The organism is Streptomyces sp. NPDC096324, assembly GCF_044763015.1.
Classification (GTDB): domain Bacteria; phylum Actinomycetota; class Actinomycetes; order Streptomycetales; family Streptomycetaceae; genus Streptomyces.
Genome location: NZ_JBIWFK010000001.1, coordinates 849,610 through 870,879, shown reverse-complemented (window position 1 = coordinate 870,879; position 21,270 = coordinate 849,610). Strand labels below are relative to the sequence as shown.

General features: G+C 67.9%; 17 protein-coding genes. 12 read left to right on the top strand and 5 right to left on the bottom strand.

From position 1 onward, the window contains the following. The first annotated feature begins 50 nt into the window (after nt 1–50). The 3 genes from ACIQ7M_RS03520 (at nt 51) to ACIQ7M_RS03510 (ending at nt 2,084) form a co-directional block, all read left to right on the top strand. Nucleotides 51–824 carry a FadR/GntR family transcriptional regulator gene (locus ACIQ7M_RS03520; protein WP_403639152.1) on the top strand — a complete coding sequence of 258 codons (774 nt, stop codon included), beginning with the start codon at nt 51–53 and terminating at the stop codon, nt 822–824. 343 nt (nt 825–1,167) lie between these two features. Further along, nucleotides 1,168–1,821 carry a hypothetical protein gene (locus ACIQ7M_RS03515; RefSeq protein WP_403639188.1) on the top strand — a complete coding sequence of 218 codons (654 nt, stop codon included), beginning with the start codon at nt 1,168–1,170 and terminating at the stop codon, nt 1,819–1,821. Between the two features lie 116 nt (nt 1,822–1,937). Continuing rightward, on the top strand, nt 1,938–2,084 hold the full coding sequence (locus ACIQ7M_RS03510) for a thymidylate synthase (RefSeq protein WP_403639186.1): 147 nt from the start codon (nt 1,938–1,940) through the stop codon (nt 2,082–2,084). A gap of 463 nt (nt 2,085–2,547) precedes the next feature. On the opposite strand, the gene ACIQ7M_RS03505 is transcribed toward ACIQ7M_RS03510, so the two are convergent. Further along, nucleotides 2,548–2,976: an ATP-binding protein gene (locus ACIQ7M_RS03505; RefSeq protein ID WP_403639184.1), complete on the bottom strand. Its 429-nt coding sequence runs from the start codon at nt 2,974–2,976 to the stop codon at nt 2,548–2,550. Nucleotides 2,977–3,380: 404 nt separating this feature from the next. Here ACIQ7M_RS03505 and ACIQ7M_RS03500 point away from each other — a divergent pair, with 404 nt between their 5' ends. After that, the gene (locus tag ACIQ7M_RS03500; RefSeq protein WP_403639182.1) at nt 3,381–6,248 is read left to right on the top strand and encodes an ATP-binding protein; all 2,868 of its coding nucleotides are present in this window, start codon (nt 3,381–3,383) and stop codon (nt 6,246–6,248) included. Between the two features lie 81 nt (nt 6,249–6,329). On the opposite strand, the gene ACIQ7M_RS03495 is transcribed toward ACIQ7M_RS03500, so the two are convergent. Beyond that, on the bottom strand, nt 6,330–7,436 hold the full coding sequence (locus tag ACIQ7M_RS03495; RefSeq protein ID WP_403639180.1) for a sugar ABC transporter substrate-binding protein: 1,107 nt from the start codon (nt 7,434–7,436) through the stop codon (nt 6,330–6,332). Between the two features lie 870 nt (nt 7,437–8,306). Here ACIQ7M_RS03495 and ACIQ7M_RS03490 point away from each other — a divergent pair. Continuing rightward, nucleotides 8,307–9,392: a S1 family peptidase gene (locus ACIQ7M_RS03490; protein ID WP_403639178.1), complete on the top strand. Its 1,086-nt coding sequence runs from the start codon at nt 8,307–8,309 to the stop codon at nt 9,390–9,392. Between the two features lie 335 nt (nt 9,393–9,727). On the opposite strand, the gene ACIQ7M_RS03485 is transcribed toward ACIQ7M_RS03490, so the two are convergent. From ACIQ7M_RS03485 to ACIQ7M_RS03475, 3 genes are all read right to left on the bottom strand, one after another. Then, complete coding sequence (locus tag ACIQ7M_RS03485; protein ID WP_403639176.1) at nt 9,728–10,636, bottom strand: C1 family peptidase; 909 nt, start codon at nt 10,634–10,636, stop codon at nt 9,728–9,730. 1,186 nt (nt 10,637–11,822) lie between these two features. Then, on the bottom strand, nt 11,823–12,584 hold the full coding sequence (locus tag ACIQ7M_RS03480; protein ID WP_403639174.1) for a hypothetical protein: 762 nt from the start codon (nt 12,582–12,584) through the stop codon (nt 11,823–11,825). A 702-nt stretch (nt 12,585–13,286) separates the two neighbouring features. Next, nucleotides 13,287–14,090 carry a DUF3472 domain-containing protein gene (locus ACIQ7M_RS03475; RefSeq protein ID WP_403639172.1) on the bottom strand — a complete coding sequence of 268 codons (804 nt, stop codon included), beginning with the start codon at nt 14,088–14,090 and terminating at the stop codon, nt 13,287–13,289. A 1,143-nt stretch (nt 14,091–15,233) separates the two neighbouring features. Here ACIQ7M_RS03475 and ACIQ7M_RS03470 point away from each other — a divergent pair. The 7 genes from ACIQ7M_RS03470 (at nt 15,234) to ACIQ7M_RS03440 (ending at nt 21,268) form a co-directional block, all read left to right on the top strand. Continuing rightward, nucleotides 15,234–15,359 (top strand): hypothetical protein, encoded by a 126-nt coding sequence (locus ACIQ7M_RS03470; protein WP_403639170.1) that lies wholly within the window; start codon nt 15,234–15,236, stop codon nt 15,357–15,359. A gap of 82 nt (nt 15,360–15,441) precedes the next feature. Further along, nucleotides 15,442–16,392 carry a SagB/ThcOx family dehydrogenase gene (locus ACIQ7M_RS03465; protein WP_403639168.1) on the top strand — a complete coding sequence of 317 codons (951 nt, stop codon included), beginning with the start codon at nt 15,442–15,444 and terminating at the stop codon, nt 16,390–16,392. A 9-nt stretch (nt 16,393–16,401) separates the two neighbouring features. Continuing rightward, nucleotides 16,402–17,490, top strand: coding sequence for a hypothetical protein (locus tag ACIQ7M_RS03460; RefSeq protein WP_403639166.1), 1,089 nt, complete (start codon nt 16,402–16,404; stop codon nt 17,488–17,490). Continuing rightward, entirely contained in the window at nt 17,487–18,848 is a 1,362-nt protein-coding gene (locus ACIQ7M_RS03455) for a YcaO-like family protein (protein ID WP_403639164.1), read from the top strand. The genes ACIQ7M_RS03460 and ACIQ7M_RS03455 overlap by 4 nt, the downstream gene beginning before the upstream one ends. Then, a complete protein-coding gene (locus ACIQ7M_RS03450; protein ID WP_403639162.1) occupies nt 18,823–19,500 on the top strand; it encodes a CPBP family intramembrane glutamic endopeptidase in 678 nt (225 codons plus the stop codon). Before ACIQ7M_RS03455 ends, ACIQ7M_RS03450 begins: the two co-directional genes overlap by 26 nt. After that, nucleotides 19,497–20,258, top strand: a complete 762-nt coding sequence (locus tag ACIQ7M_RS03445) for a type II CAAX prenyl endopeptidase Rce1 family protein (protein WP_403639160.1) — start codon at nt 19,497–19,499, stop codon at nt 20,256–20,258. The genes ACIQ7M_RS03450 and ACIQ7M_RS03445 overlap by 4 nt, the downstream gene beginning before the upstream one ends. Nucleotides 20,259–20,317: 59 nt before the next feature. Next, complete coding sequence (locus tag ACIQ7M_RS03440; protein ID WP_403639158.1) at nt 20,318–21,268, top strand: ABC transporter ATP-binding protein; 951 nt, start codon at nt 20,318–20,320, stop codon at nt 21,266–21,268. Nucleotides 21,269–21,270 lie beyond the last annotated feature (2 nt).

Below are 21,270 nucleotides of genomic sequence, written 5' to 3'. Positions count from 1 at the left end.
TTCGGGGGTTTGTGGTGGCGTCGGGTGGCGGGTGAGAAAGGGCATGCAACGTGCAGTCATATGCGCGCCGTGGAGTGCACGGCCGGACGGTGGAGGTACTGGCTCACCGGGTGCTCAGTGGTCAGCTTCCGGAGGGGGCGACGCTGGACATCGCGGCGTTGCGGCACGAACTGGGTGTGAGTCTGACGACGTTGCGGGAGTCGTTGAAGGTGCTCGCGGCGAAGGGGATGGTGGATGCCCGTCAGCGGCGGGGGACGTTCGTGCGGCCGCGGTCCGACTGGAATCTGCTGGATGCCGATGTGCTGCACTGGCAGTTCACGGGTCGGCGCCGTAGTGCCGTTGATGTGACGCTGCTGCGCAGTCTCGGTGAGCTCCGCGGGATCGTGGCTCCGGCGGCGGCACGGCTGGCCGCGCTGCGGCGTACCGACGCGGACATGTCCGCGCTGCAGAGCGTGCTGAGCGCCCTGGGCGAGGACGCCGGACCGGAGCAGACCTCCAGGACCCATCAGGCGTTTCACCGGGCACTGCTCGTCGCCACCCACAACGAGGTCCTGGAACGCATGGTCACGGTGATCACCATCGGGGTGGCCCAGCACGGCCACCTGGCCTGCGGCATCCATCCACGCGACGAAAGTGTTCAGCTCCGCTTCAAAACCATCGTCGAGGCCGTACGGGAGCAGGACGCGGACGTGGCCGAGCACGCCATGCGTGTTCTCCTCGCCGAACGGGCCTACGCGTGCGACACGACCGACCCCCGCACCCCCGGCTGCCCCTGCACCACCGACCGCCCGCACATCCCGCCACAAACCCGACGACCCCAATGACCACCACACCACCACCGACATCCCACCGGTGACGCAGGACGGAGACCCCTGCACCACACACAGGTGCTCCCCCGGGACAGCCTTCACCGAAGCGACCACGCCCTCCGTCGCGCACCGGTATCGGCCGGACACGATGGAAGGTCCTCGCCCGGACCGTCGGCACGGTACCCACTACGTGCTCGCGGGCGTGTGCGGCCGGTGTACTCCGTGAGGTTTCACCGGACGATCATCCTCATGGGCCATGAGTGAGCCCCGGGGCACAGCCCCTCGACAGCCTCGCCGACCTGACCCGGCACACCCGAGTCCAGCGCCAAGAAGACGACAGCACCATGGAAGGACGGCCATGCCCACTGCCGAGGAAGGTCACCGCTACTTCATCGATGTCTCAACGGGCGGCTCCGCCCTCTGGGGGTACGCCAGCGTCCCGGCGCCAAGCATCGAATGCTGCCTCAAGGGCCTACGCGGCCGGTCACAAGGCGAACTGCTGGCGAGTGCCGCGGTCCATGAGGCGGGGCATGCGGTGGCAGCCGTCTACTCCGGGCTCCCAGCCACCCCGGTGGAGGTCTTCTTTTCTTCGCCGTGCGAGCGATGCGGGGCGCCGCAGGCACACGGGCGTAACCAAGCAATGAACCTCGGGGCCGGTTCCAGCGACGACACGCTGCGGATGCTTGCTGCCGGCGTACAGGCCGAATTGCTGTGGGCTGAAGTCCAAGGCCCGGTCACCGAGAGGGAGCAATGGGCCATCGAGCTGGGTGGGCTCGACGACCAGGCACACGCTCGGGACGTCGCCGACGCTCAGCGGACTCACGGTTGGCCGCACCTGGACTACGGCCCAACAGGCCCAAATCCGCAGCCATGGAACTGGCCACACCAATGTCGGCGAGCCCGCGCCGCGGCCAGGCTCTGGTGGCCGCAGATACAGATCCTCTCCGCGTACATCGCGCAGTACCGGTTCGTCACCGCAGCCGACATCACCGGGCTGTTGACGAACTTCTGAGACGGCAACGACACCACGGCCGACCGACTTTCCGGCAGCCGATCGAAGCGCCGGACAACCATGTTCAGATCCGGGCTCGCTGACGCTGCCACATCTACGACAACCACGTCGAGCAGGTGACCGAGCAAGTCTCGCGCACCCCGTTCGAGTTCCCCCATCTGCGTCTGCGACAGGCCGACCCGCTCTTCGGCCACGCCTACTCCGACGTGGAGGTGCTCGACCACCAGCACCACCCGGCCATCGGAGCCCCGGTCGCGGTATGAACGCCGGACCGATCTGGGCGCAGACCACCGACGGCGTGACCGGCGCGGACAACGAAATTCCGTGACGGCCGGCCGAGGGCATGGCGCGCTTCAAGGCGACCAGCCTCGGTCATCCGGTGATGAGGGGACGCAAGACGTGGGATTCGCCGCCTCCGCGATTCCGCCCGCTGTGAGGCAGGCGCGACATCGTGGTGGCCCGAGATCATGCCGACGAACGCGCCGTCGCCGAGGTCGCCGCACGGCCCGCGCGACCATCTGGCGGTGAGGCGAGCCGGGCCCTGAAGGGACCACCCGACCCCTTACCAGGACGCGCGCATCACCAGCGGAGTCGGCGAAGCCGGGCAGTGCATCGCGCGCCGAAGCACGTGGACAGGCCCAGGCCCCTCTCGTGGGCGGTTCTGCACCTGCCGAACACCGGTCGGGCCCGGGAGGCCGCGGATGACGGTCATCGGCACGGAGGGTTTCATGCCGCGCCCACGTCGGCCCAGCGGGAAACCGTGCCGTGGTCGGCCCGACAACCGTGCGCCACGGACAGGCAGACGACGATGTCGCTGCCACGGCCGTGTTCCTCGGGTGCGCGATGGGCGTTGCCGGACTCTTGTGCGCGTGCCGGGCCGCCGTCGGCGACTTCGGCCCGTACGACATGAGCACTGGGCCGGGAGAGGCGGAGGGTCACGGGGGGCAGGGCGTGCACGACGGCGTTGGTCACGAGTTCCGAGACGACGAGCAGCACCTTGTCGGCGGTGACCTCGTCGACAGCCCACGCCCTGAGCGTCGCCCGCGTGAAACGACGGGCGATTCGTGAGGATTCGGGGCGGTGGTAGAGCCGGCACGACACGGAGCGGGGGCGCTCGTCCGGTCGGCTGGAGCGCGCGTCGGGACTGGTGTTCATCACGGATTTCATTGGTCCTCGCTGTGGTTTCGAAAGCCGGGCGACATTCCCTGCTCTGCATTCCATGACAAAGCAGACGCAACGAGACATCCAGCGTTTTAGGTCGCATATTCCATCACAGAATGCACCGATACTTTCGGTGTTTATCCGTATTGGATCCGAGGGAATTAGGGGCTTGACGGCAACAACACCAGTAGGGGCCGCCCGAGGTATGGGTAGGGGCATGGGTAGACAACCCGGCGCACCGCGAGACGTGCGAAGGGTGAGGTCCGCGCGCCGTCGGCACGCGGACACGACTCGTCGTCGTGGGCGCTGGTCGGGTAGCGTCACTACTGAGGACGTTTCACAGTGGCCGGAGACGCCGCTCTTGTCGGAGGCGGATTCGCCGGATGAGGTGACTCGATTTGGCGGCGACAACAAGCGTTCGAGAACACGGTCGCCCCGCGGAGTTCGCCTTCGTCGGCCGGACCGGGGAGTTGTCCGCTCTGCTGGAGTCTCTGCAGCGTGCTTCGGCGGTAGTGCTGCTCGAGGGGGAAGCGGGGGTGGGCAAATCCCGGCTCCTCGAGGAAGCGGCGGGCCGGATCAGGAACGCGGGCGTCGCGGTGCTTCGAGGGTGGTGCCATCCGCTGCGTGAGCCGCTGCCGTTCGGCCCGGTCATCGACGCCCTGCGCCAGGCCCGCCCCCCGACCGGCCTCGATGCCCCACCACTCAGCCCGGCCTCCTCGTGGCTGGCCGGGCATGTGCCGGAGCTCTCGGCCTGGCTCCCCGTCCCGAACCGTGATCCCGCCGAGCCGGGCCGCCCGCAGCTGACCCACGCCATCCACGAGGTGCTCTCCGCGCTCGGCCCCCTTGTCCTGGCAATCGAGGACGTCCACTGGGCCGACGACGCCACCCGCGACCTGCTCCTGCTGCTGGCCCGCAACACCCCGCCCAATCTGCGTCTGCTGCTCACCTATCGCCGGCAGGACCTGCCCGAGGACGGTAACGTCCTGGGCGCCCCGTACCGCCGTCCCGTGGGTGTCGGCGGCTTCGATCTGTCGCTGTCCCCGCTCGACGAGTCGGAGGTCACCGAGCTGGCGGCCGGGGTACTCGGACCGACCACTGCCGCGGGCCTGGGACGGCAGTTGTACGAACGCAGCGCGGGCCTGCCGCTGGCGGCCGAGGAAGATCTGCGGGTGCTGGCCGACCGCCTGGCGAAGCCCGGTGACAGTGCCGGCGTGTCGGTGGCCGTTCTGGAGGACATCGGTGTGCCGCGCGCGCTGCAGGAGGTGATCGACAGCCGCGTCCGCACGCTCCCGCACCCCGCGGTGGCCGTGGTTCAGGCCGCGGCCGTCCTCGCCGTGCCTACGGGGGAAGAATTGCTCACCCGGCTGGCGGGCGTGGAGCAGGAACAGGCCGAGAACGCGCTGGAGGCGGCACTGAGTTCAAGTGTTCTGCAAGAGGTCGCGGCCGATCGGTACACGTTTCGCCATGCGCTGGCCCGGCAGGCGGTGTACGCCCGCATTCTGGGCCCGCGACGCAGACGTCTGCACCGGCAGGCGATCGAGGTACTGAGCGGTTCGGAGGCACCGCCGCTCGTCCAGATCGCCTACCACGCACGTCGATTGGGTGACCCGGTGGCGTGGATACCGCGCGCCAAGGCCGCGGCCGAGCACGCCATCGCGGTAGGCGATGACGGCATCGCCGCCGATCTGCTCCAACAGCTCTTGCGCGAAGCGGCTCTGCCCGCGGATACCCGCACGTGGGCCGCGGTGGAACTCGGCGGGATCGCCACGCGCCGCGCAGACCCGGTCGCCAGCATCGCCATGCTGCGCCGGATCGTCGCGGAGGTGGGTCTGCCGACCGCGGTGCGCGGGGAGATCCGGCTCAACCTCAGCCGGGCGCTGGCCAATCGGGACGACCCTGACGGGCCGACCCAGATGGAGACGGCGGTTCGCGAGCTGGAGGCGGAACAACCTGCCCAGGCCGCCGTCGCCCTGGCCGCGGTGAGCATGGGTGAGTGGCTCGGCCGGACCCGGACACAGGACCTCGCGGACATGGAGCGCGCCGTCGAACTGGCGGACCGGGCAGGCGACCCGTCGGCGTGGGCGAACGTGACGGCCAGCCGGATCTGCCTGATGGGACTCATCGGAGACCCCGCATCCGAGGCCCAGTTGCTTGAGCAGCTACGGGGCGACAGCGGCGATCTCGACCTGCTGCGCCAGCGCTGCCGCGCGGTCTACAACGCCGGGGAAACCTCCTTCCAGCGTGGCCGTGACGACCGGGCCTCCGCTCTGCTCAGCGAGGCCGAGGCACTGGCCGCACAGCTCAACTACCAGCTCGTCACGCAGTGGTGCGCGGTGTACCGGCTCCATCTCGACTACGCGCAAGGCCGCTGGAACGGCTTGGCCGACAAGATCGACACCATGATTCACAACGCCGTCGAATCAACCTTCCGAAGGCACCTGATCCGGCTGAGGGCGCAAATGGACACCGCGCGGGGACGATGGTCCAACGCCCGGCACGCCCTCGAGATCTGTCAGGCCGACGAGTTGACAAGTGGTTTTCTGCGGAGCAGCGCCGCACTCGTACGACTCGATCTGGTCGAGGGCGACCACGCCGGAGCATGGCGGACCGTGCAGCCCGCGGTGGAAGCACTGCGGCACAAAAACATCTGGGTCTGGGCCTGTGACCTGGTCCCCGCCGCTGTGGAGGCGGCTCTGGGCGCCGGCCATCGCACGGAAGCCGAGGAGTTGGTCGAAGAAGCCGAGGCGGGCATCGCGGGCTTCGACGCTCCCGGAATGGAAGCCGACATCCTGCTCTGCCGGGGCCTGCTGAGCACCGACACCGACGAAGCCGTGGGGCTCATGTCCCATGCCCGACTCCGGTACGCCGCGATCCCCCGCCCCTACACAGCCGCGCGGACGACCGAGCGTATCGGTCAGGTCCTGCTGGAGACCGATCCCGCCGAGGCCGTACGTCAACTGCAGTCGGCCCTGGACACGTTCATCGACCTCGGGGCCGTCACCGACACCGCCCGCTGCCAACGCGCCCTGCGTGACATCGGCCAGCAGCGCCCCCTCCCCCGAGGCAGGCACAGCCACGGCACCGACCTGTCACCCCGCGAACAGCAGGTCGCCGAACTCCTCGCCGCGGGCGCCACGAACAAGAGCATCGCCCAGGCCCTGTCCCTGTCCGTCCGCACGGCCGAGCACCACGTCGCCCGGGTCCTCAAGAAGCTCGACACCAGCCGCGAGGACATGAACACGGCCACGAGCCACGACGGTTCGTAGATTCATCCCCGTCCAAGGAGCACCGAGCACGTTCGCCTGTCCGCTCAGGAACCGGACGCCGCCGCAAGGTCGACACGGAGTTCAGTCAAGCCTGATCGCGGCACAAGCCTTCTCGTACCTGGCGGTACAGATGTCGGAGACCGTGTAAATGCCGTCCGCGACGACCGTGTCCTTGATGCTCCGCTTTGTCAGAGCGGACACGCCGACCAGCTGAGCCGGGATTCCCTTGTCCGTCGGGCTGTCGACGTGATCCCGGGTGAGGGCGTCGAACTCGATGTCGTGGCCCTGGACCCTGGTGACGGCCATCTCTGCGGCGGCCTCGGCCTCACCGGCGTAGGGCTTGTAGACAGTCATGTACTGCTCACCGGCGACGATCCGCTGCACCGCGTCGAGGTCCGCGTCCTGGCCGGTGATCGGTGGCATTGTGGTGACGCCGGCGGCCTTGAACGCCTTCACGATGCCGCCCGCCATCGCGTCGTTGGCGGAGTAGACGGCAGCGATGTTGTCCCTGCCGAGCGCGTTGAGCGCCTCGGTCATATGGACCCGGGCTCGCTCGGGGCTCCAGTCCTTGGTTTCGTACGACTTCGCGATCGTCACCACACCGCTCAGCTCGGACAGGGCTCCCTGCTTGAACTGCCGGCTGTTCGGGTCGGTCGGCGAGCCGTTGATCATGACAACCTTGTCCGCGGTGTCGACACCGGGTCCCAGTGCCTCCAGGAGGGTGCGCCCCTGCACCTCGCCGACCAACTCGTTGTCGAACGAGACGTACGCGTCGATCGGGCCCTCCGCGAGCCGGTCGTACGCGATGACCGGGATGCCCGCCTGCCTGGCCTTCCTCACCATGCCCGCGACGGCGTGCGAGTCGACCGCGTCGAGCAGGATGACGTCGACGCTGTTGTCGATCATCTGCTGCATCTGCTGGGCCTGCCTGCTCGAGCTCGCCGCCGCGTTGGCGTACTCGACCCTCCCCTGCTTCTCGGTGAGCTCGGCGACCTTGCGTCTGATGATGGGGTAGTCGAAGTTCACGTACCGCGTGTTCGTTGTCTCCGGCATCAGCAGGCCCACGGTGATGTCACTGCCCTTCGTAGGCCTCGCGTCCCTGGAGTTCACCGGTGCGTCCAGCGGCCCGCAACTGACGAGTGAGAGGGCGATCATGGATGTGGCCACGGACATGACGGGTCGACGCATTGGGGATCTCACTTCACGTGCGTTCGGGCGGCGGGGCTCTTTGTGCCCCGGATGAGAACGGGGGACCATCCCGTCGCGAACCAGAGGCCGGATGACCGGCCCTTTCCAACCGGCGCAGGCCGCCGCCGCGTTGGACGGTGGCGCATCCGCGAGCGGCACCGCTCAGTAAGGGGCGTGCCGTGGTACGTCGAATTCGGCCATGACGGCCTCCGGGCGATCAGGCGCGGGCAAAGGGAAGTTCGCCACGGACAGCAGAGATCGTCTGGGGTCGACGCGGCACGGCGCTTGCGCGGATGAGTGAAATGCTCTGCCCGCTGGGCGAGATGAAGCTCCGACGGCGGCGAGGCGCCGTTTCACTCAAGATACGCCCACCGGCACGATTGTCCAGAACGATTGCAAAAGAGGTTCTGTTCGCCTGGTCGCGCGGGCCTGCATGATGTTGCTTCACCGCGAACGCGTGGGTAACACAGAAAGGAATGGCCCGTCAGTTCGGGATCAGCCGACCCGCACCGACAGCGGCATCACAGTCGGCGCGGACGAAGTACTGGGTGACGTTCGGGCACATCTCCCGAGCAGGCACGTTGCCAGGAAAAGGCCTCAAGTCGCCGGTCACTGAAACGAATATGCCGGAGCTCTTTATTACTAATTATTGATGCCAGGCTCGATACATGGCGGGCGGGCGCCATGAGCCCGCACCCGATTCGGAACGGCCATCAAGGGTCGAATATTCGGAAAATAAGCGTGAACACGCCAACATTGTGCTGCGTATCTCATACAAGACATCAATTGCCCTCACCCGCCGGGCACATCGACCGGCGCCCCACAGGAGGTTATGAGTTGCAGCACAAACGCGTATCGAAACGGAACCTCATGCTGGCCACGGCAGGCGTGGGGGCACTGGCGGCAGCGGCCGTCCTGCTGCCCGACGCCAACGCGTCGCAACCCCCTTCGTCGTCGGCCCAGACACTCTCCGCGAAGCCCCTCAGCGCGGGAGCGGCCGGAGCACTGGCTTCCAGGCTCACCTCGCGGTTCGGGGATGCGATCACGGGTACCTACTACGACGCGTCCACGCAACAGCTCGTGGTGAACGTCATGGCAGGGAACAACGATGCGGCCGATCTGGTCCGGCAGGCGGGCGCCCGTCCGCGCCTGGTGAACAACAGCGCGGCCGAACTGGCCGCTGCCGCCGGGACGCTGAAGCAGAAGGCCACCATCCCTGGCACCTCCTGGGCCGCCGACCCCGTCACGAACCAAATCCTGGTCACCGTGGACAACACCGTCACCGGTGCCAAGTGGGACAGGCTGAAGGCCGCGGTCACATCACTGGGTGCCGGCACGGCGCGCATCGAGAAGTCGGCAGGCCGGTTCGCGCCACTCGTCGCGGGCGGGGATGCCATCTTCGCCCAGAGGTCGCGCTGTTCACTCGGCTTCAACGTCGTCAAGAACGGCGCCCCGGCCTTCCTCACCGCCGGCCACTGCGCCGTCGGCAACCGCAACTGGTCCGACAGGCCGGGCCGCGCGCCCATAGCCACCGTCCAGGCCGCGCTCTTCCCGGGCAGGGGAGACTTCTCCCTCGTGACCTACAACAACCGCAACACCGCGGCTCCCAGCACGGTCAACCTCGGTGGAGGCAGGACCGTGCAGATCGTCAGGGCGGCCAACGCGACCGTGGGACAGACGGTGTTCCGCATGGGCAGCACCACAGGGCTCCACAGCGGCAGGGTCACCGCGCTCAACGCCACGGTCAACTACCCCGAAGGCTCGGTCACCGGGCTCATCCGGACCACGGTCTGCGCGGAGCCGGGTGACAGCGGAGGCTCCATGTTCTCCCGGGACGGCAGTGCGATCGGGCTGACCTCGGGGGGCAGCGGGAACTGCCGGACGGGCGGCACCACGTTCTTCCAGCCGGTGACCACGGCACTGGCCGCAGTCGGCGCACAGCTCGGCTCCGGCTGAGCCTCGCGCCCGCCGTGACCGTGTGTGTGCCGGCCCCGGGTACACACACGGCCCCGGCTGGACCGGGGCCACGGCGGAGCCCACGGCTCCTTCCCGATGTGGTGCCGGGTGGTCTCTGGGGCCTCGCCGTGTCCCGACCTCACCCCGGCGGCCACCGGGTTGGACCGGCCAGAGCCGCAAAGGGTCCGTCAGCAAGCTGACGGACCCTTGTGAACGACGGAGACCGACACTCCGACAACTGCCTCTCCATCGTGGGCCGACCAGCAGGTGAACCCACGCACCTGATGAAGCCCGCCCGGTGGGAGCGGGGTTTACCCACCGGGCGGACGGCTGTGTCAGCTCTGGACGAGCTTGCCCATGGCGTGGACCTCATCGACGTCGCCGGTGTCGAAGAAGCTCCACGGCACGGTGAAGTAGCCACCGGCACCCCAACGGCTCCCCCAGCTGTTCTCGATCTTCACACCCCTGTCGTTGTAGGCCACGATGGTCACCTCGTGGCCGCCGACGACGGGGTCGCTGGCGGAGTTACCGGGCAGGTAGCTGTAGTTACCAGCCGTCGCGGAGTTGAGGTAGTCGAAGCTCTGGTGCACCGCAAAGCCGATCGGGACCGGCATGCCGCGGGATATCGCGTCCTTGATGGCCGACCGCGCGGCCGAACCGCTGACAGGCAGGTCGGTGAACCCCGAGAGCTTGTAGCGCCCCGCGTTGGCACGCTCGCCGGCGTCCGGCTGAGTGGTGTAGTCGAAGTCGCCCTGCCAGTAGTGGGACTTGGTGTCGATGCCCTGTCGCTGCTCCATCGGCAGGGCCACGCCCGCGAAGGTGCCCTGGTCATTACCCCGGGCGATCTGCGAGTAGATGAACATCGGGGCCATCGGGGAGCCTCCGATGCCCTGCTCGTTCATCAGGATGCCGTAGCCGCTGTACCCGGTCGCCCAGGCCACGCAGGAGCCGACCGGACCCTGGTTGCCGGCCGGAAGCGCGTACTGGGTCAGGTCCGCGCTGGCCGGCGCGACGCCGTTCCGGGTGAACGGAGCGGTGGCGTTCAGGCCGGCCTTGGTGGAGAACTTCGCGGCATGGTGGTGTGCCTTGAGCGCGGCGAGATCGAGGCCCAGGCCGTGGTTGAGGGGCCTGTGGGCGACGGAGGTCGCTTCCGTGGCGGTGGTCACCGCCGTGGCGGTGGTCGCGGTGGTCACACAGGACAGGGCGAGAGCCACGGCGATTCCGAACGCCTTGGTCATGCGCATGGATGAGCTCCTTAGGGGGGTTGACCGCCGGGTCGCGGCGGTCAGGCCGCGCTCGCCACGCGATAGGGCATGCGGGAGCGCGGAGAAGCGATGGGGGTGGGGCCGAGATGACGGTTCGTCATCCCGGCTTGATCGAACGTTAAGGGCAATGTCATGACCCCGTCAATTAATTAGTAATACATCGACCCGTCTTCGGAAACACGTCAAAGGGGTGTCGGGCTCGCAATGCACCCTGGTTATCGGGACACCAGGCGGCTTGAATTCCCCCGTGCCACCGGGCGCACTCGATGCTTGTGTGGCAAAGGACTGTCCAAGCTCACGCCGCAGCAGGGTCAGCGGGGTGAGGTGGCCCAAGCCCGGATATCTGCGCGGTGGCCTTCGACTGTCAGGGCCTCAAAAAGGCCGGCGGCATCCGCCCGGGTATTTACCCGGCGCCCAGCGGTCGGCGTCGATCCCGTCGTCGACAGTACGAAGAATCGGCTCGGCGACGGAATTGCCGTACACCGAGTTGATGCGGCCCTACGCGCGTGCCGGTTCACGCGATGCCTTGGGCCTTCGTCGTCGACGGGCGCACGGAGCCGCGACGCGAGGTGTGCACGTGGACGCGCGACTTGGGGTACCGGACGTCGCCGACTCCGTGGTCGCCGAGCGCCGATCTCGGCGGTCGAGGACAGTGAAGCCGGGCGAACGCTCGGCTCCGTGAGGATGCCGAGGCCCGGCCGAACCGGCGCCGACCTCACCCGGCAGGGCGGGGCATCACGGGGTCACTGGTTCGCTCGTGGAAGCGGCGGAACCGACGGCGCCAGCAGGGTCGCTGCTCCTGGGCATCGGTACGGAGTCCGGAGAAGAACGGGCCGACCACAGCTTCGCACCCGTCGAGGCGGGAACACCGCCACGATCACCGTGCTGCCCGAGCAATCGTGGGGAAGGTTGACGCCGGCAAAGGTCAACTCGGCGTCGAACGCGACAAAGCCAGGACCCCAGCCGGAGTCCTGGACTGATCCGGACAGTACATCCTCGCCCTGCCGGCAGGCGTTTCGACATCCGCGGAAGAACGTCACGGGGGTGTCAGCCCGGCCCGCCCGAGACTTCGGCGGGAGGTGAACCTGACTCTCGTGCAACCACCGAGCGGGTACGGTGCCCCATCCTTCGGGAGGGCGAGGGCGGGGCACCGCAGAGTCCGGGCTCAGCCCTGTCGTTGCTGTTGGAGCCTCTTCACCTCCCTGGTGAGGCTACCGGTCTCCGCGGCGGGCGGGGCCTGGATCGAGGCCGTCGCACCGAACGACCTGTAGTCCGTGGTGGCGGTCGCGGAGGCCGACACCTGCTTGATGCGAACCGGCAGGTCCTGCGCGTTCACCCAGATGTCCGTGGTCATCGAGCCGTTGGCGCCGCTGGGGTCGATGGACGCCCGGTAGTGAGTGGTGCTCTGCCCGTTGACGGTCTCCTTGCCGAGGTCCACGACACTGCCGGAGATCTTCAGGCTCTTGATGTAGGCCAGCGGGCTTCCGCTGCCCCCGCCGAACCCCGGGCCTCCGTTCACCGCCGAGCCATCGATCTTCGCCCATTCCTTGCCCTTGAGCGATCCGGACGGCTGGGGGTCGATGTCGTAGTAGTAGTCACCGCCCACGACGAGCATCCGGATCTTCGCGGACTTCGTGAGCGCCTGCATCTGGACGGACCTGGCGTCCACCTTGACGTCGAAGGCCAGCCCGTTGCCCCAGGAGTAGGTGCCGTCCATGGTGACCCGGCCCGCCCCCGTTTCCGTGCTCATCGTCACCTGAGCGGAGCCGAGGTTCTCCGTCTTGTTCGCCGCCCGTGTCAGCGCCGCCAAGTCGGCCTTGTCCGCGGCCCTGGCCGCAGTCGTCACGCCCTGGGCTCCGCACGCCGACGCCGCCAGCATGGCCACCGCGGTGAAGCCCACCGGTACCGCTATGTGCCGCAGCTTCATCTTTACACCACCTTCGCATTTCCTCATTGATTTTCCCGTGTTTCGCTTACTGCCGCTGAACCATAGCGGGTACCCGGAATTTACGCGAGCGCAATTCACGCATTCGAACTAGGAATGCCTTGATATTAATTAGGAAAATTACCCACCACGGTTCGGAGGCACCACGGATCCGCATATCTCTGAGGCGAAAATGCGTCCATGTGACGTTTATCCGGTTCCACTGCGGTAAGCATCCAATATCGCGCGACCTTTTGGGGATCACCAGCCCCCTTGCCCGTCTTCTCCGCATTCGACAACCGGGTTCGTATCAATCGCGGTGCTGAGACGGTCCAGGGCGGCGTTGACGGTGTGGGCCAGGGCCCCATGCCGCGCCAGGCAGTGCCGGACCGCGAACTCCGGCACGGTCACCGGTGCCGGAGCAGGCCCGGCCCCGGCCGGCGCCACATCACCGGTCAGGAACCTGGCTGATGTGCTCCGCCACGCACGGTCCCCTTGCGGAAAGGCAGAAGGTGGATACTCCCTCTGCCTTTCCGCGGTCGGGCCGGTTCGGGCGTGGTCACGGGGCCCACGAGGGAGTCGAGGGTGTCGTCAGAGGTCCGGTGAGACCCTCAACTCCCTTGTGTTCGCAGGTCGCTTGCTGACAGGCGCCGCTTCGCGGTCCCGTACGACGACGGGACCGCCGCTGCTGGTTCAGGTGCCCTCTCAGTGAGACGGCGTCCGAGGGGCAGGGGCGGCTCCGGCACCCCTGGAGTAGCCGCGGGTGACGTGTGTGCCGTCACCGACCTGTTCCGAGTGGTAGTTCGACTGACCTACGCAGCTTCCGTATTCGTAGTTAGCCCGGCTCGTGCCGCGGAGGCCGCCCGCGTTGGTGCTCGTCGGGGCACCGAAGACCGCGTCGGACCGCGGTATCGCGGAACAACTGGGCACGCCCAGGTAGTACTCGACGAAGCCGCCCTGCCACCCCTGCAGATTGCCGCTGCCCTGGGGAACCGTGTACGTCCCGATGTGGACCGACTGGTTCGTCACGGTGTCCGTCGCGGTCCCGGTCCAGGTGTCGGTTCCGGTGCGGGCCACCGTGAGGTCGTACCGGTGACCGTACACACCGTCGAAGTCCGCGGCGCAGCTCACGCCGGCGCCGCCGTCGGCTCCGCCGTAACAGTTCGGGTCGCGCGTGGACGCACCCGGGCCGAAGACAGAGAACACGCCGTGGAGCCTTTCCTTCCCGCCAATGCTCGGGCGGGGCTGCAGACCGGTGTAACCGGCGACGTTGCGCTGGAAGCTGTACTGCTGAGCGAAGTAGATACCGTCACGGTGAGCGGTGGCCGGGGCGACGGTCATCGGGAAGGTGATGTCGGTCAGCCCTGAGGCCGGCGCATTGGGGATCTGCCAGGTGATCGACACGTTTCCGCCGCTGACAGCCGCTGCTGATGCCTGGGCAGCGGACAGGAGAAGTGCTCCTGCGGCGAGAGCGGTCGCGTAGTGACGAACGTGGGTGTGCTGCAACATGCGCGGTCCATCCGTTGAGGGTGCCCTTGTCGATGGTCAAGGGGTGGGGGGTTGTCCTGATGTGGTTCAGACAGTTCTGGTCGCGGTGCGTGGGTGGAAGGTGTGGACACGGAGCACGGTTTCGCCCCGGACGGGACTGAGTTCGAACCAAGGCGTGCTCGTGCGTCCTCTTCGGCGTCCGGTCCGGCTCATGACGGTTCCGGGCCCGGAACCGGCCGTGGGCACGAACCCGTGGCGCGAGGACGCCTGTCCTGGGTGCGCGTGACCTGTCGCGGCATGCTCTGCCGAGTGCACGCGCATAGTGAGTGCGCGCACATGACGAGTGCGCGCACATGAGGAAGCCGAGCCGTCGCCGACGTCGATGAGGAACCCCGGCCCCGGCCCCTGTCATGGAGTCCGGCCGGCCCAGCCATATGCATAAACATTTCGGAAAACTCTCTCCGCGCCACGGGGGAATCAGGCGGCTTTGCGGCACGGTGCGAGGAGAACGCCTGGTGATCATTGAACGGCGCGCGGCGCCGAACGCCATGCCGGAGCGTTCTCATCAGGCGGTCGAACAGATTGCGCCGGACGGTCGCGTGCCGGGCTCCGCATACCAGACGACTCCTCTGAGTGGATCGTGACGTCGGACAAGTCGGTGAGAGAATTCGGCACCCATACATGTCCCGCATACGTGGACCGGTACTTCTTGGCCGGTCAGCGTTCCACGCGGTGCCCGGTCGGCGACGAGACGGCGGCCGGCATGCCGACAGCGACGCCCGAGGCTGCCGCGGAGACCCTGAACACCAGACACCTCGCCCAGTCGAAGCGACCCCTTCTCGCCTCCTCGGGCAGCCGGCGCGAACGCTGCTCCGGCGTGGATCGAGGCCATCGGTTTCCCTCACCTCGGACAGCGACCGGCGCACCGCTGTAACAGGTTGAGCATCTTCGCCTCTGTTCAGGCAGAAAAGGCTCTCAGCCAACCGTCCGAAGGCATCGTGGAATAAAATCCAAGACCCTGTCAAGACGAGTTAATTACTAATTAATCGGCAGCCGGTTCCGCTTCATTATTTCATTCCCAATTCCGGACTGTGACTGCTACTCTCCCGACTCGTCAGAAACGGGATTCCCCCGCCTCCTTACCTGAAATGGATGTGAAGGAACATGCTGAGCTTCTCCAGCCAGGTCGGCAGCACCGCCACCGGTGACGCGTTCGTGCAGGTCGCCCCGGGCGCCAGCACCACCTGTGGTGGCGGCAACTGCACGTGCTCCTCCTGCTGCACCTGGTAGTCACTCAGGCCGGGCGCGACCCCTCGTGTTCGCGCCCGCCCTTGTCGTCGTCAACGTCAATCCTTGAGTGGAAGGTGCGAGGATGTCACTCAACGACTCCCAGCAAGCCGTCGCCGAATACCTCGACCAGCAGGGCCACTTGGCCTCGGTGGCGGCATTCGGCCAGCAGCACACGTCGGTCTCCGTGTACAGCACGACAACGGTGGTGCGAGCACCGGAAGCCGTGGTGCGAGGCCGGTGGAGTCCGGGCGTGCACGGGTTCGTGGGCGAGGAACTGCTCCTCAACCACCGCCGCAGCGGCCGCGATCTGGGCATGCAACTCGGAGTCTCGCGCTACTACGGCCATGACGCGGTCCTCTCCAGCGCGAACAGCAGTCTGCGGGAACGGGAGAAGGACGCGATCGCGCTGCCGGAGCACCGTCGGCTGAAGGGCGGGCTCACCTCGACCGTCGCCGGCCGGCGCAGTGGGCGGCAGTTCTCCGGACGCCCCGCCTCACTCGACGAGTTGGCGACCGTGCTCTGGCACGGGCAGGGCATCACGGGCAGCCTGCCGGTCCCGACTCCCACGGTCGCCGATGCCGCGGTGCCACTGCGCACCGCGCCGTCCGGCGGAGGCCTGTACCCGATCCAGCTCGCCGTTCTCGTACAGCACGTCAAGGGACTGGCACCCGGGGCGTACGAGTACCAGCCGCACAGCCACACCCTGCACCCGTTCCATCGGCCCCTGGCGCCGGTGGACTTGGCAGAGCATGTCCTGACGACGGACGTGGAGTTCGACAAGGTCGCCTTCGCGCTCGTGTACGTCTACAACCTGTATGTCAACTCCCAGAAATACGGTGACAGCGGCCTCGTCTTCGCGCTGATCGAAGCCGGCGGGATCTCCCAGAACATCCACCTGGCCCGGACGGCGCTCGGCATGATCGGCTGCGACCAGGGCGGCTACGACAAGCAGAAGCTTGAGAAGACCCTGGGGTTCGACGGGACGTCCCGCCATGTCATCCATTTCACGCTCGTCGGACACGGAGAGGCCTGAAACCCAGCAATGACCCTTGCAACTTCCGAGCCACGGATCGTCCTCGCGGCATCCGTACGGCTCCTGGCCGTCGAACCTGGTGTCATCCGGCTGCGCTGGGGGATATGGAACTTCTCCGAGGTGGCCGTCGATCTGCGCGACGAGTCCCTGGCGGTACGCAGAACCATGACCGAGCTCTTCGACCGGCTCGCCGCCGGCGAAGCCGCCGACGGGTCCTTCGACGAGGCCGTTGATCTCTCCCCCGTCGAGCGCGCGAACCTGCGGCTGGCGGTGACCGAACTGCGGCAAGCAGGCTTCCTCGCCTACGACCGCCCTTCGGAACGCGGTTCCGAGATGGCGCGGGCGCTCCTCGGGAACCTGGACCTCTTCGGCACCGCCGACTCCTTCGAGACCACAGTCGCCTTCGCCGCCGACTCGCCCAACGCCGTCGCCTATGTCTCCGCTCAGACCCGGTCGCTCGGCTCGCCGGTGGAAGTGCTGCCCGCCGAGTTCATGGCCGAACTGGCCGACACCGACCTGACCTCCGGGATGGGCGGCCTGGCCGCGGCCGACACACTCAAGCGGCTCGTCAAGCAACTCGACACCTGCGCGTCGTTGGTGGTCTGCATCAGCCAGGCTTCGATCCTGACGCTGCGCAATCTCAACCGGCTGGCCTGCCACCTGGAGAAGCCGGTACTGGTGGGGCTGATCGACGGACCGTTCGCCACCGTGGTCGGTGCGGAGAGCCCGCGGACCGGCTGCCTGGAGTGCTTCGAGCAGCGCTCGCTCGCCCGCCTGGAGGACCACATCGGCTACCACGCGTTCGTCGGCGCCTCCGTGCCGAGAACAGCCGGTGGGCCGAACGGCGTCGAGTCCCTGCTCTGCGCGTTCCTGGTCAACGAGGCCGTGCTGCTGCGCTCACTGGGCACGTCCCGCTTCCTCGGCCGGGCCCTGAGCATCTACCTGCCGACCTACGAGATGCAGGCGCAGGACGTCCTGCGCATCGGCACCTGCCCGGCCTGCGGACACATCTCGAAGGACATCGCGGAGGAGATCAACTTCAGCAGCCGGGTCGTCGTCGACCGTCACGTCCGCAACGCGCTCGGGGGACCCCGATGAACCGCATCCCGACCCGCGGTCACCCGGGCATGACCACCGCGCTGTCCCGGTACGCCCGGATCGGGGGCAACCAGGGCGGCATCATGCCCGGGATGCTGGTGTCGCCCGCCAGGGTCGCGGGCGAGCCGTTCCTGCGGACCGCGACCGCTTCGATGCCCCAGTACCACCGGCTGGTACTGCAGGACCCCCATATGCAGATGCAGTACCACCTCGCCGGGTACGGGTCGACCAACGAGGAGGCGGTGACCCGGCTCACCGGGGAATCGGTCGAGCGGTACGCCGCGATGATGGCGATGCCGCTCTTCGAGCACCGCATCGAGTACTCCTCCTACCGTTCGCTCTCCTCCCGGCACCGCTGTCTGCCGCTGGAGCTGCTCGGGATCTTCGATGCCACGCAGCAGGAGCGCATCGCTGGCATGATGCCCCGCTACTCGCCCAAGCTGCCCACGGAGGACGACGTCATCGCCTGGATCGCCTGCCCGTCCCTCACCGGGCAGGGCGAGGTCTATCTGCCGGCGCAACTCTTCTTCCTGGGATTCCGCGGCAACCCCGAGTACGGGGACAAGATGTTCACCCCGTCCTTCTCGACCGGCACGGCCGCGCACGTCTCGCTCGACAAGGCGCTGCTCGGCGCGCTGGTCGAGGCCGTGCAGATCGACGCGTTCATCCTCAACTGGTACACCGACGCGAAGGCTCCCGTCATCGAGCAGGACGCGGACGGGCTCGAACTGCTCGAAGCCGCCGGTCTGCGTCAGGACGGACCCTACGAGGTCCGGGCGACCTACCTGACCAGGCCCGAGCTGCCGCTGCCCAATGTGGGCGTCACGTTGGTACGGCGCGACCACGAACTGCCGTACATCGCCTTCGGACTGCAGGCCGATCCGGACCCGCGCCAGGCGCTGCAGCGCGGTGGGGCCGAGGCGACCGCGATCCTCGCCATCAGCATGTTCAGCACCGTCTTCGACCTCCCCCATGTCCACTTCGCACAGAACAGCTCCACGTACGCCGACCTCGACACCAACGTCCTGTACTTCGCCGCCCCGAACGACGCCGAGCGTAAACTCGCCGCCGTCGAGAGCCGTACCGCAGGCCGCATGGAGCTCGGCTCGGTCGCCCCCTACGCTCCTGACGACGAGTCGGCGATCCGCCGGCTGGTGAGCGACATCGCCGCGATCAGCGAGTGGGCCGGCTACCTGGACATCACTCCGCCCGCTCTGGCGGACACCCCGTGGAAGGTGGTCCGGGTCCTCATCCCGGAGCTGCTCAGCATGTGTCTTCCCGGGTTCCCGGCGAACAGCCATCCCCGGATGCGCAGCTACGGGGGTGTGACCCATGTGGTCCCACACCCGCTCCCTTGAGGGCCTGGTGCTGGTGGCCACGGTGGCACCCGCCGGACTGGTCCATGTCGCCACCGCGTTCCGCACCGGGCAGGCCCCGGCGCGGAACCGGGCGCGGACCGCGACGGTCGGCGTTCCCGCGATCTACCTGATCGTCACCGCGCTGGCCGTCGCCATCGCGATGTCCGGGCATTTCACCCCGGGTCAGCTCGGCGCGTGGCGCACCGGCCTTCCCTGGATCCCCGTGGCGGTCGGCTCCGGAGTCGCGATGGTCGGCGCCGAGTTCGCGCTCGGAGCCGTACCGAAGGTACTGCGCGGAGTGCGCGGCCTGCGCCTGTCCGTCCAGACGGCCGCCCCGGCGGGGCCCGGCTACCTCGCCTCGATCGCGCTCACCGCGGTCGTCGAGGAACTGCTGTACCGGGGCCTGTGGATCGGTGTTCTGGAACACTCGCTCCACTGGTCCGCAGGGTGGGCGATCTGCTGCGCGGCGGCGGGCTACGCCCTCGGGCACTTCTTCTTCGGTGGCCTCGCGGTATTCCAGAAGGCGCTGTCCGGGGTGGTCTTCGGGGTGCTGCTGGTCGCTTCGGGCAGCCTTTTGGTGCCTGTCCTCGCCCATCTCTGCCAGAACCTGACAGTCCATACCCTGGCGCGAGGACAGGTGGCGCGCTTGTGAACGTGTCTTACTACGCCGGTCTTTGCGTCGCCGCCGTCGGTGGCTGGCTGGCGCTGTACCGGCTGCCGTTCGGTGATCCGGCGCTTCGCCGTCGTATCGGGCTGCGGCTGGCGGACAGGACGGGGCTGCGCCCGGAGGTGGCCTTCGCGCTGTTCGGGACGGCGCTCTATCTCGTACTCGGCGCCGCGGTGCTGGTGCTCCTCGGGGCGTTCGCCGGACTTTCGGTCCAGCAGTTCGTCGGCCAGCCGTCGGCGATCTCGCTGCCCGCCCTCCTGCTGGCAGCGGGCGGCACGTCAAGCCTGAACGTCATGTGTGTTTCGCTGCTGTACAAGGCGAACCCGCTGGTGGACGTGCCCGGCGAGATCGCGCGGGTGCAGTGGATCTCCTCGATCCTGGCCCTTCCCCGGCACTTCCGCTGGATGATCCCGGCAGCGGCAGCGCTGGTCGAGGAGTTGGTGTTCCGCGGGGCCGTCCTGCTGGGGATCGGCCATGGCGGTGGCGGATTCGTGTTCGCGATGACCTTCGGCACCATTCTGTTCGCGGTCGGCCAGGTCGCCCTGGTCTCCACCTGGGTCCAGGCCTACGTACTGGGCACGGCCAGCCTCTCCCTCGGCGTGATGGGCTGCCTGCTGGTCGCCGCCACGGGCAGCATCCTGCCCGCCGTGGCCCTGCACATGTCCTTCGCCGGCTTCTACACCAATCTCAGCGTCGCCTCCAGTGCGCGCACTTCGTCAGCACCAAGGAGGCTGAGCCTGTGACTGGGAAACGCACACGTACGTTCGTCCCCCGGACGGCAACCGCTGCTGTGGAGGACACGGTGGTACAGGTCGAAGGGCTGACCATCACCTACGGTTCCCTGGTCGCCGTTCGCGACGTCTCCTTCCATGTGGGGCCGGGCGAGGTCCTCGGGCTGGTCGGACCGAACGGCGCGGGCAAGACCTCGATCGCCGAGTCCGTCGGCGGCCTGCGCGACCCCGTGGGGTCCGGCTCGATCTCCGTCTGCGGCTTCGACCCGCGCCGCGAACGCAAGGCGGTCAGCCGCCTGATCGGCATGCAGTTGCAGGAATCCCAGTTCCCCAGCCGCGCCCGGGTCGGTGAACTGTGCGACCTCTATGAGGCGATCTACGCCGCCCCGGGGGCCGCGGCACGGCTGCTGGAGACCTTCGGCCTCGCCGGTCGGCGACGCAGCCTCATCTCGGAACTCTCCGGGGGAATGCGCCAGCGCCTCGCCCTGGCGCTCGCGCAGGTCGGCGATGTGCGGCTTGTGGTCCTCGACGAACTGACCACCGGTCTGGACCCGGAGCAACGGCGGGGGACCTGGCACGCTGTGCTCGCCCTGGCCGAACGAGGCGTCGCGGTGCTGCTCACCTCGCACTCGATGGACGAGGTGGCCGCGCTGTGCACACGGGTCGGAGTGCTGCTCGATGGTGAACTGGTCGCGCTGGACAGCCCGGCACGGTTGACCGCGACGCACGGCGGCCCCTCGACCATCTCGTTCGATCCCGACGCGGATCCCGGGATCGAACAGCGACTCGAAGCCCTCGGGCTGACCCGGCTGCCGGGCGGAACGGACCGGCGAGTGGAGTACGAGGCCAGGCGCCCGACGGACTACGACCGCGTCCTGAGGCAACTGGTCGAGGCTGGACTGCCGCCCTCCGCGGTGACCCGGCGCACACCGAGCTTCGAGGACGCCTACCTCAGGCTGGTCGGCGTCGGATCGGACGGAGCCGGGACCGACCGGACCGTGAGCGACAAGGGCGGTGTCTGACC

Excerpts from the sequence above, each read along its gene's own strand:
- ACIQ7M_RS03465 (WP_403639168.1), top strand. The coding sequence starts at position 15,442 with ATGTCACTCAACGACTCCCAGCAAGCCGTCGCCGAATACCTCGACCAG.
- ACIQ7M_RS03470 (WP_403639170.1), top strand. The coding sequence starts at position 15,234 with ATGCTGAGCTTCTCCAGCCAGGTCGGCAGCACCGCCACCGGTGACGCG.
- ACIQ7M_RS03480 (WP_403639174.1), bottom strand. The coding sequence starts at position 12,584 with ATGAAGCTGCGGCACATAGCGGTACCGGTGGGCTTCACCGCGGTGGCC.
- ACIQ7M_RS03495 (WP_403639180.1), bottom strand. The coding sequence starts at position 7,436 with ATGCGTCGACCCGTCATGTCCGTGGCCACATCCATGATCGCCCTCTCA.
- ACIQ7M_RS03490 (WP_403639178.1), top strand. The coding sequence starts at position 8,307 with ATGCTGGCCACGGCAGGCGTGGGGGCACTGGCGGCAGCGGCCGTCCTG.
- ACIQ7M_RS03485 (WP_403639176.1), bottom strand. The coding sequence starts at position 10,636 with ATGCGCATGACCAAGGCGTTCGGAATCGCCGTGGCTCTCGCCCTGTCC.
- ACIQ7M_RS03505 (WP_403639184.1), bottom strand. The coding sequence starts at position 2,976 with ATGAACACCAGTCCCGACGCGCGCTCCAGCCGACCGGACGAGCGCCCC.
- ACIQ7M_RS03455 (WP_403639164.1), top strand. The coding sequence starts at position 17,487 with ATGAACCGCATCCCGACCCGCGGTCACCCGGGCATGACCACCGCGCTG.
- ACIQ7M_RS03475 (WP_403639172.1), bottom strand. The coding sequence starts at position 14,090 with ATGTTGCAGCACACCCACGTTCGTCACTACGCGACCGCTCTCGCCGCA.
- ACIQ7M_RS03460 (WP_403639166.1), top strand. The coding sequence starts at position 16,402 with ATGACCCTTGCAACTTCCGAGCCACGGATCGTCCTCGCGGCATCCGTA.
- ACIQ7M_RS03450 (WP_403639162.1), top strand. The coding sequence starts at position 18,823 with ATGTGGTCCCACACCCGCTCCCTTGAGGGCCTGGTGCTGGTGGCCACG.
- ACIQ7M_RS03515 (WP_403639188.1), top strand. The coding sequence starts at position 1,168 with ATGCCCACTGCCGAGGAAGGTCACCGCTACTTCATCGATGTCTCAACG.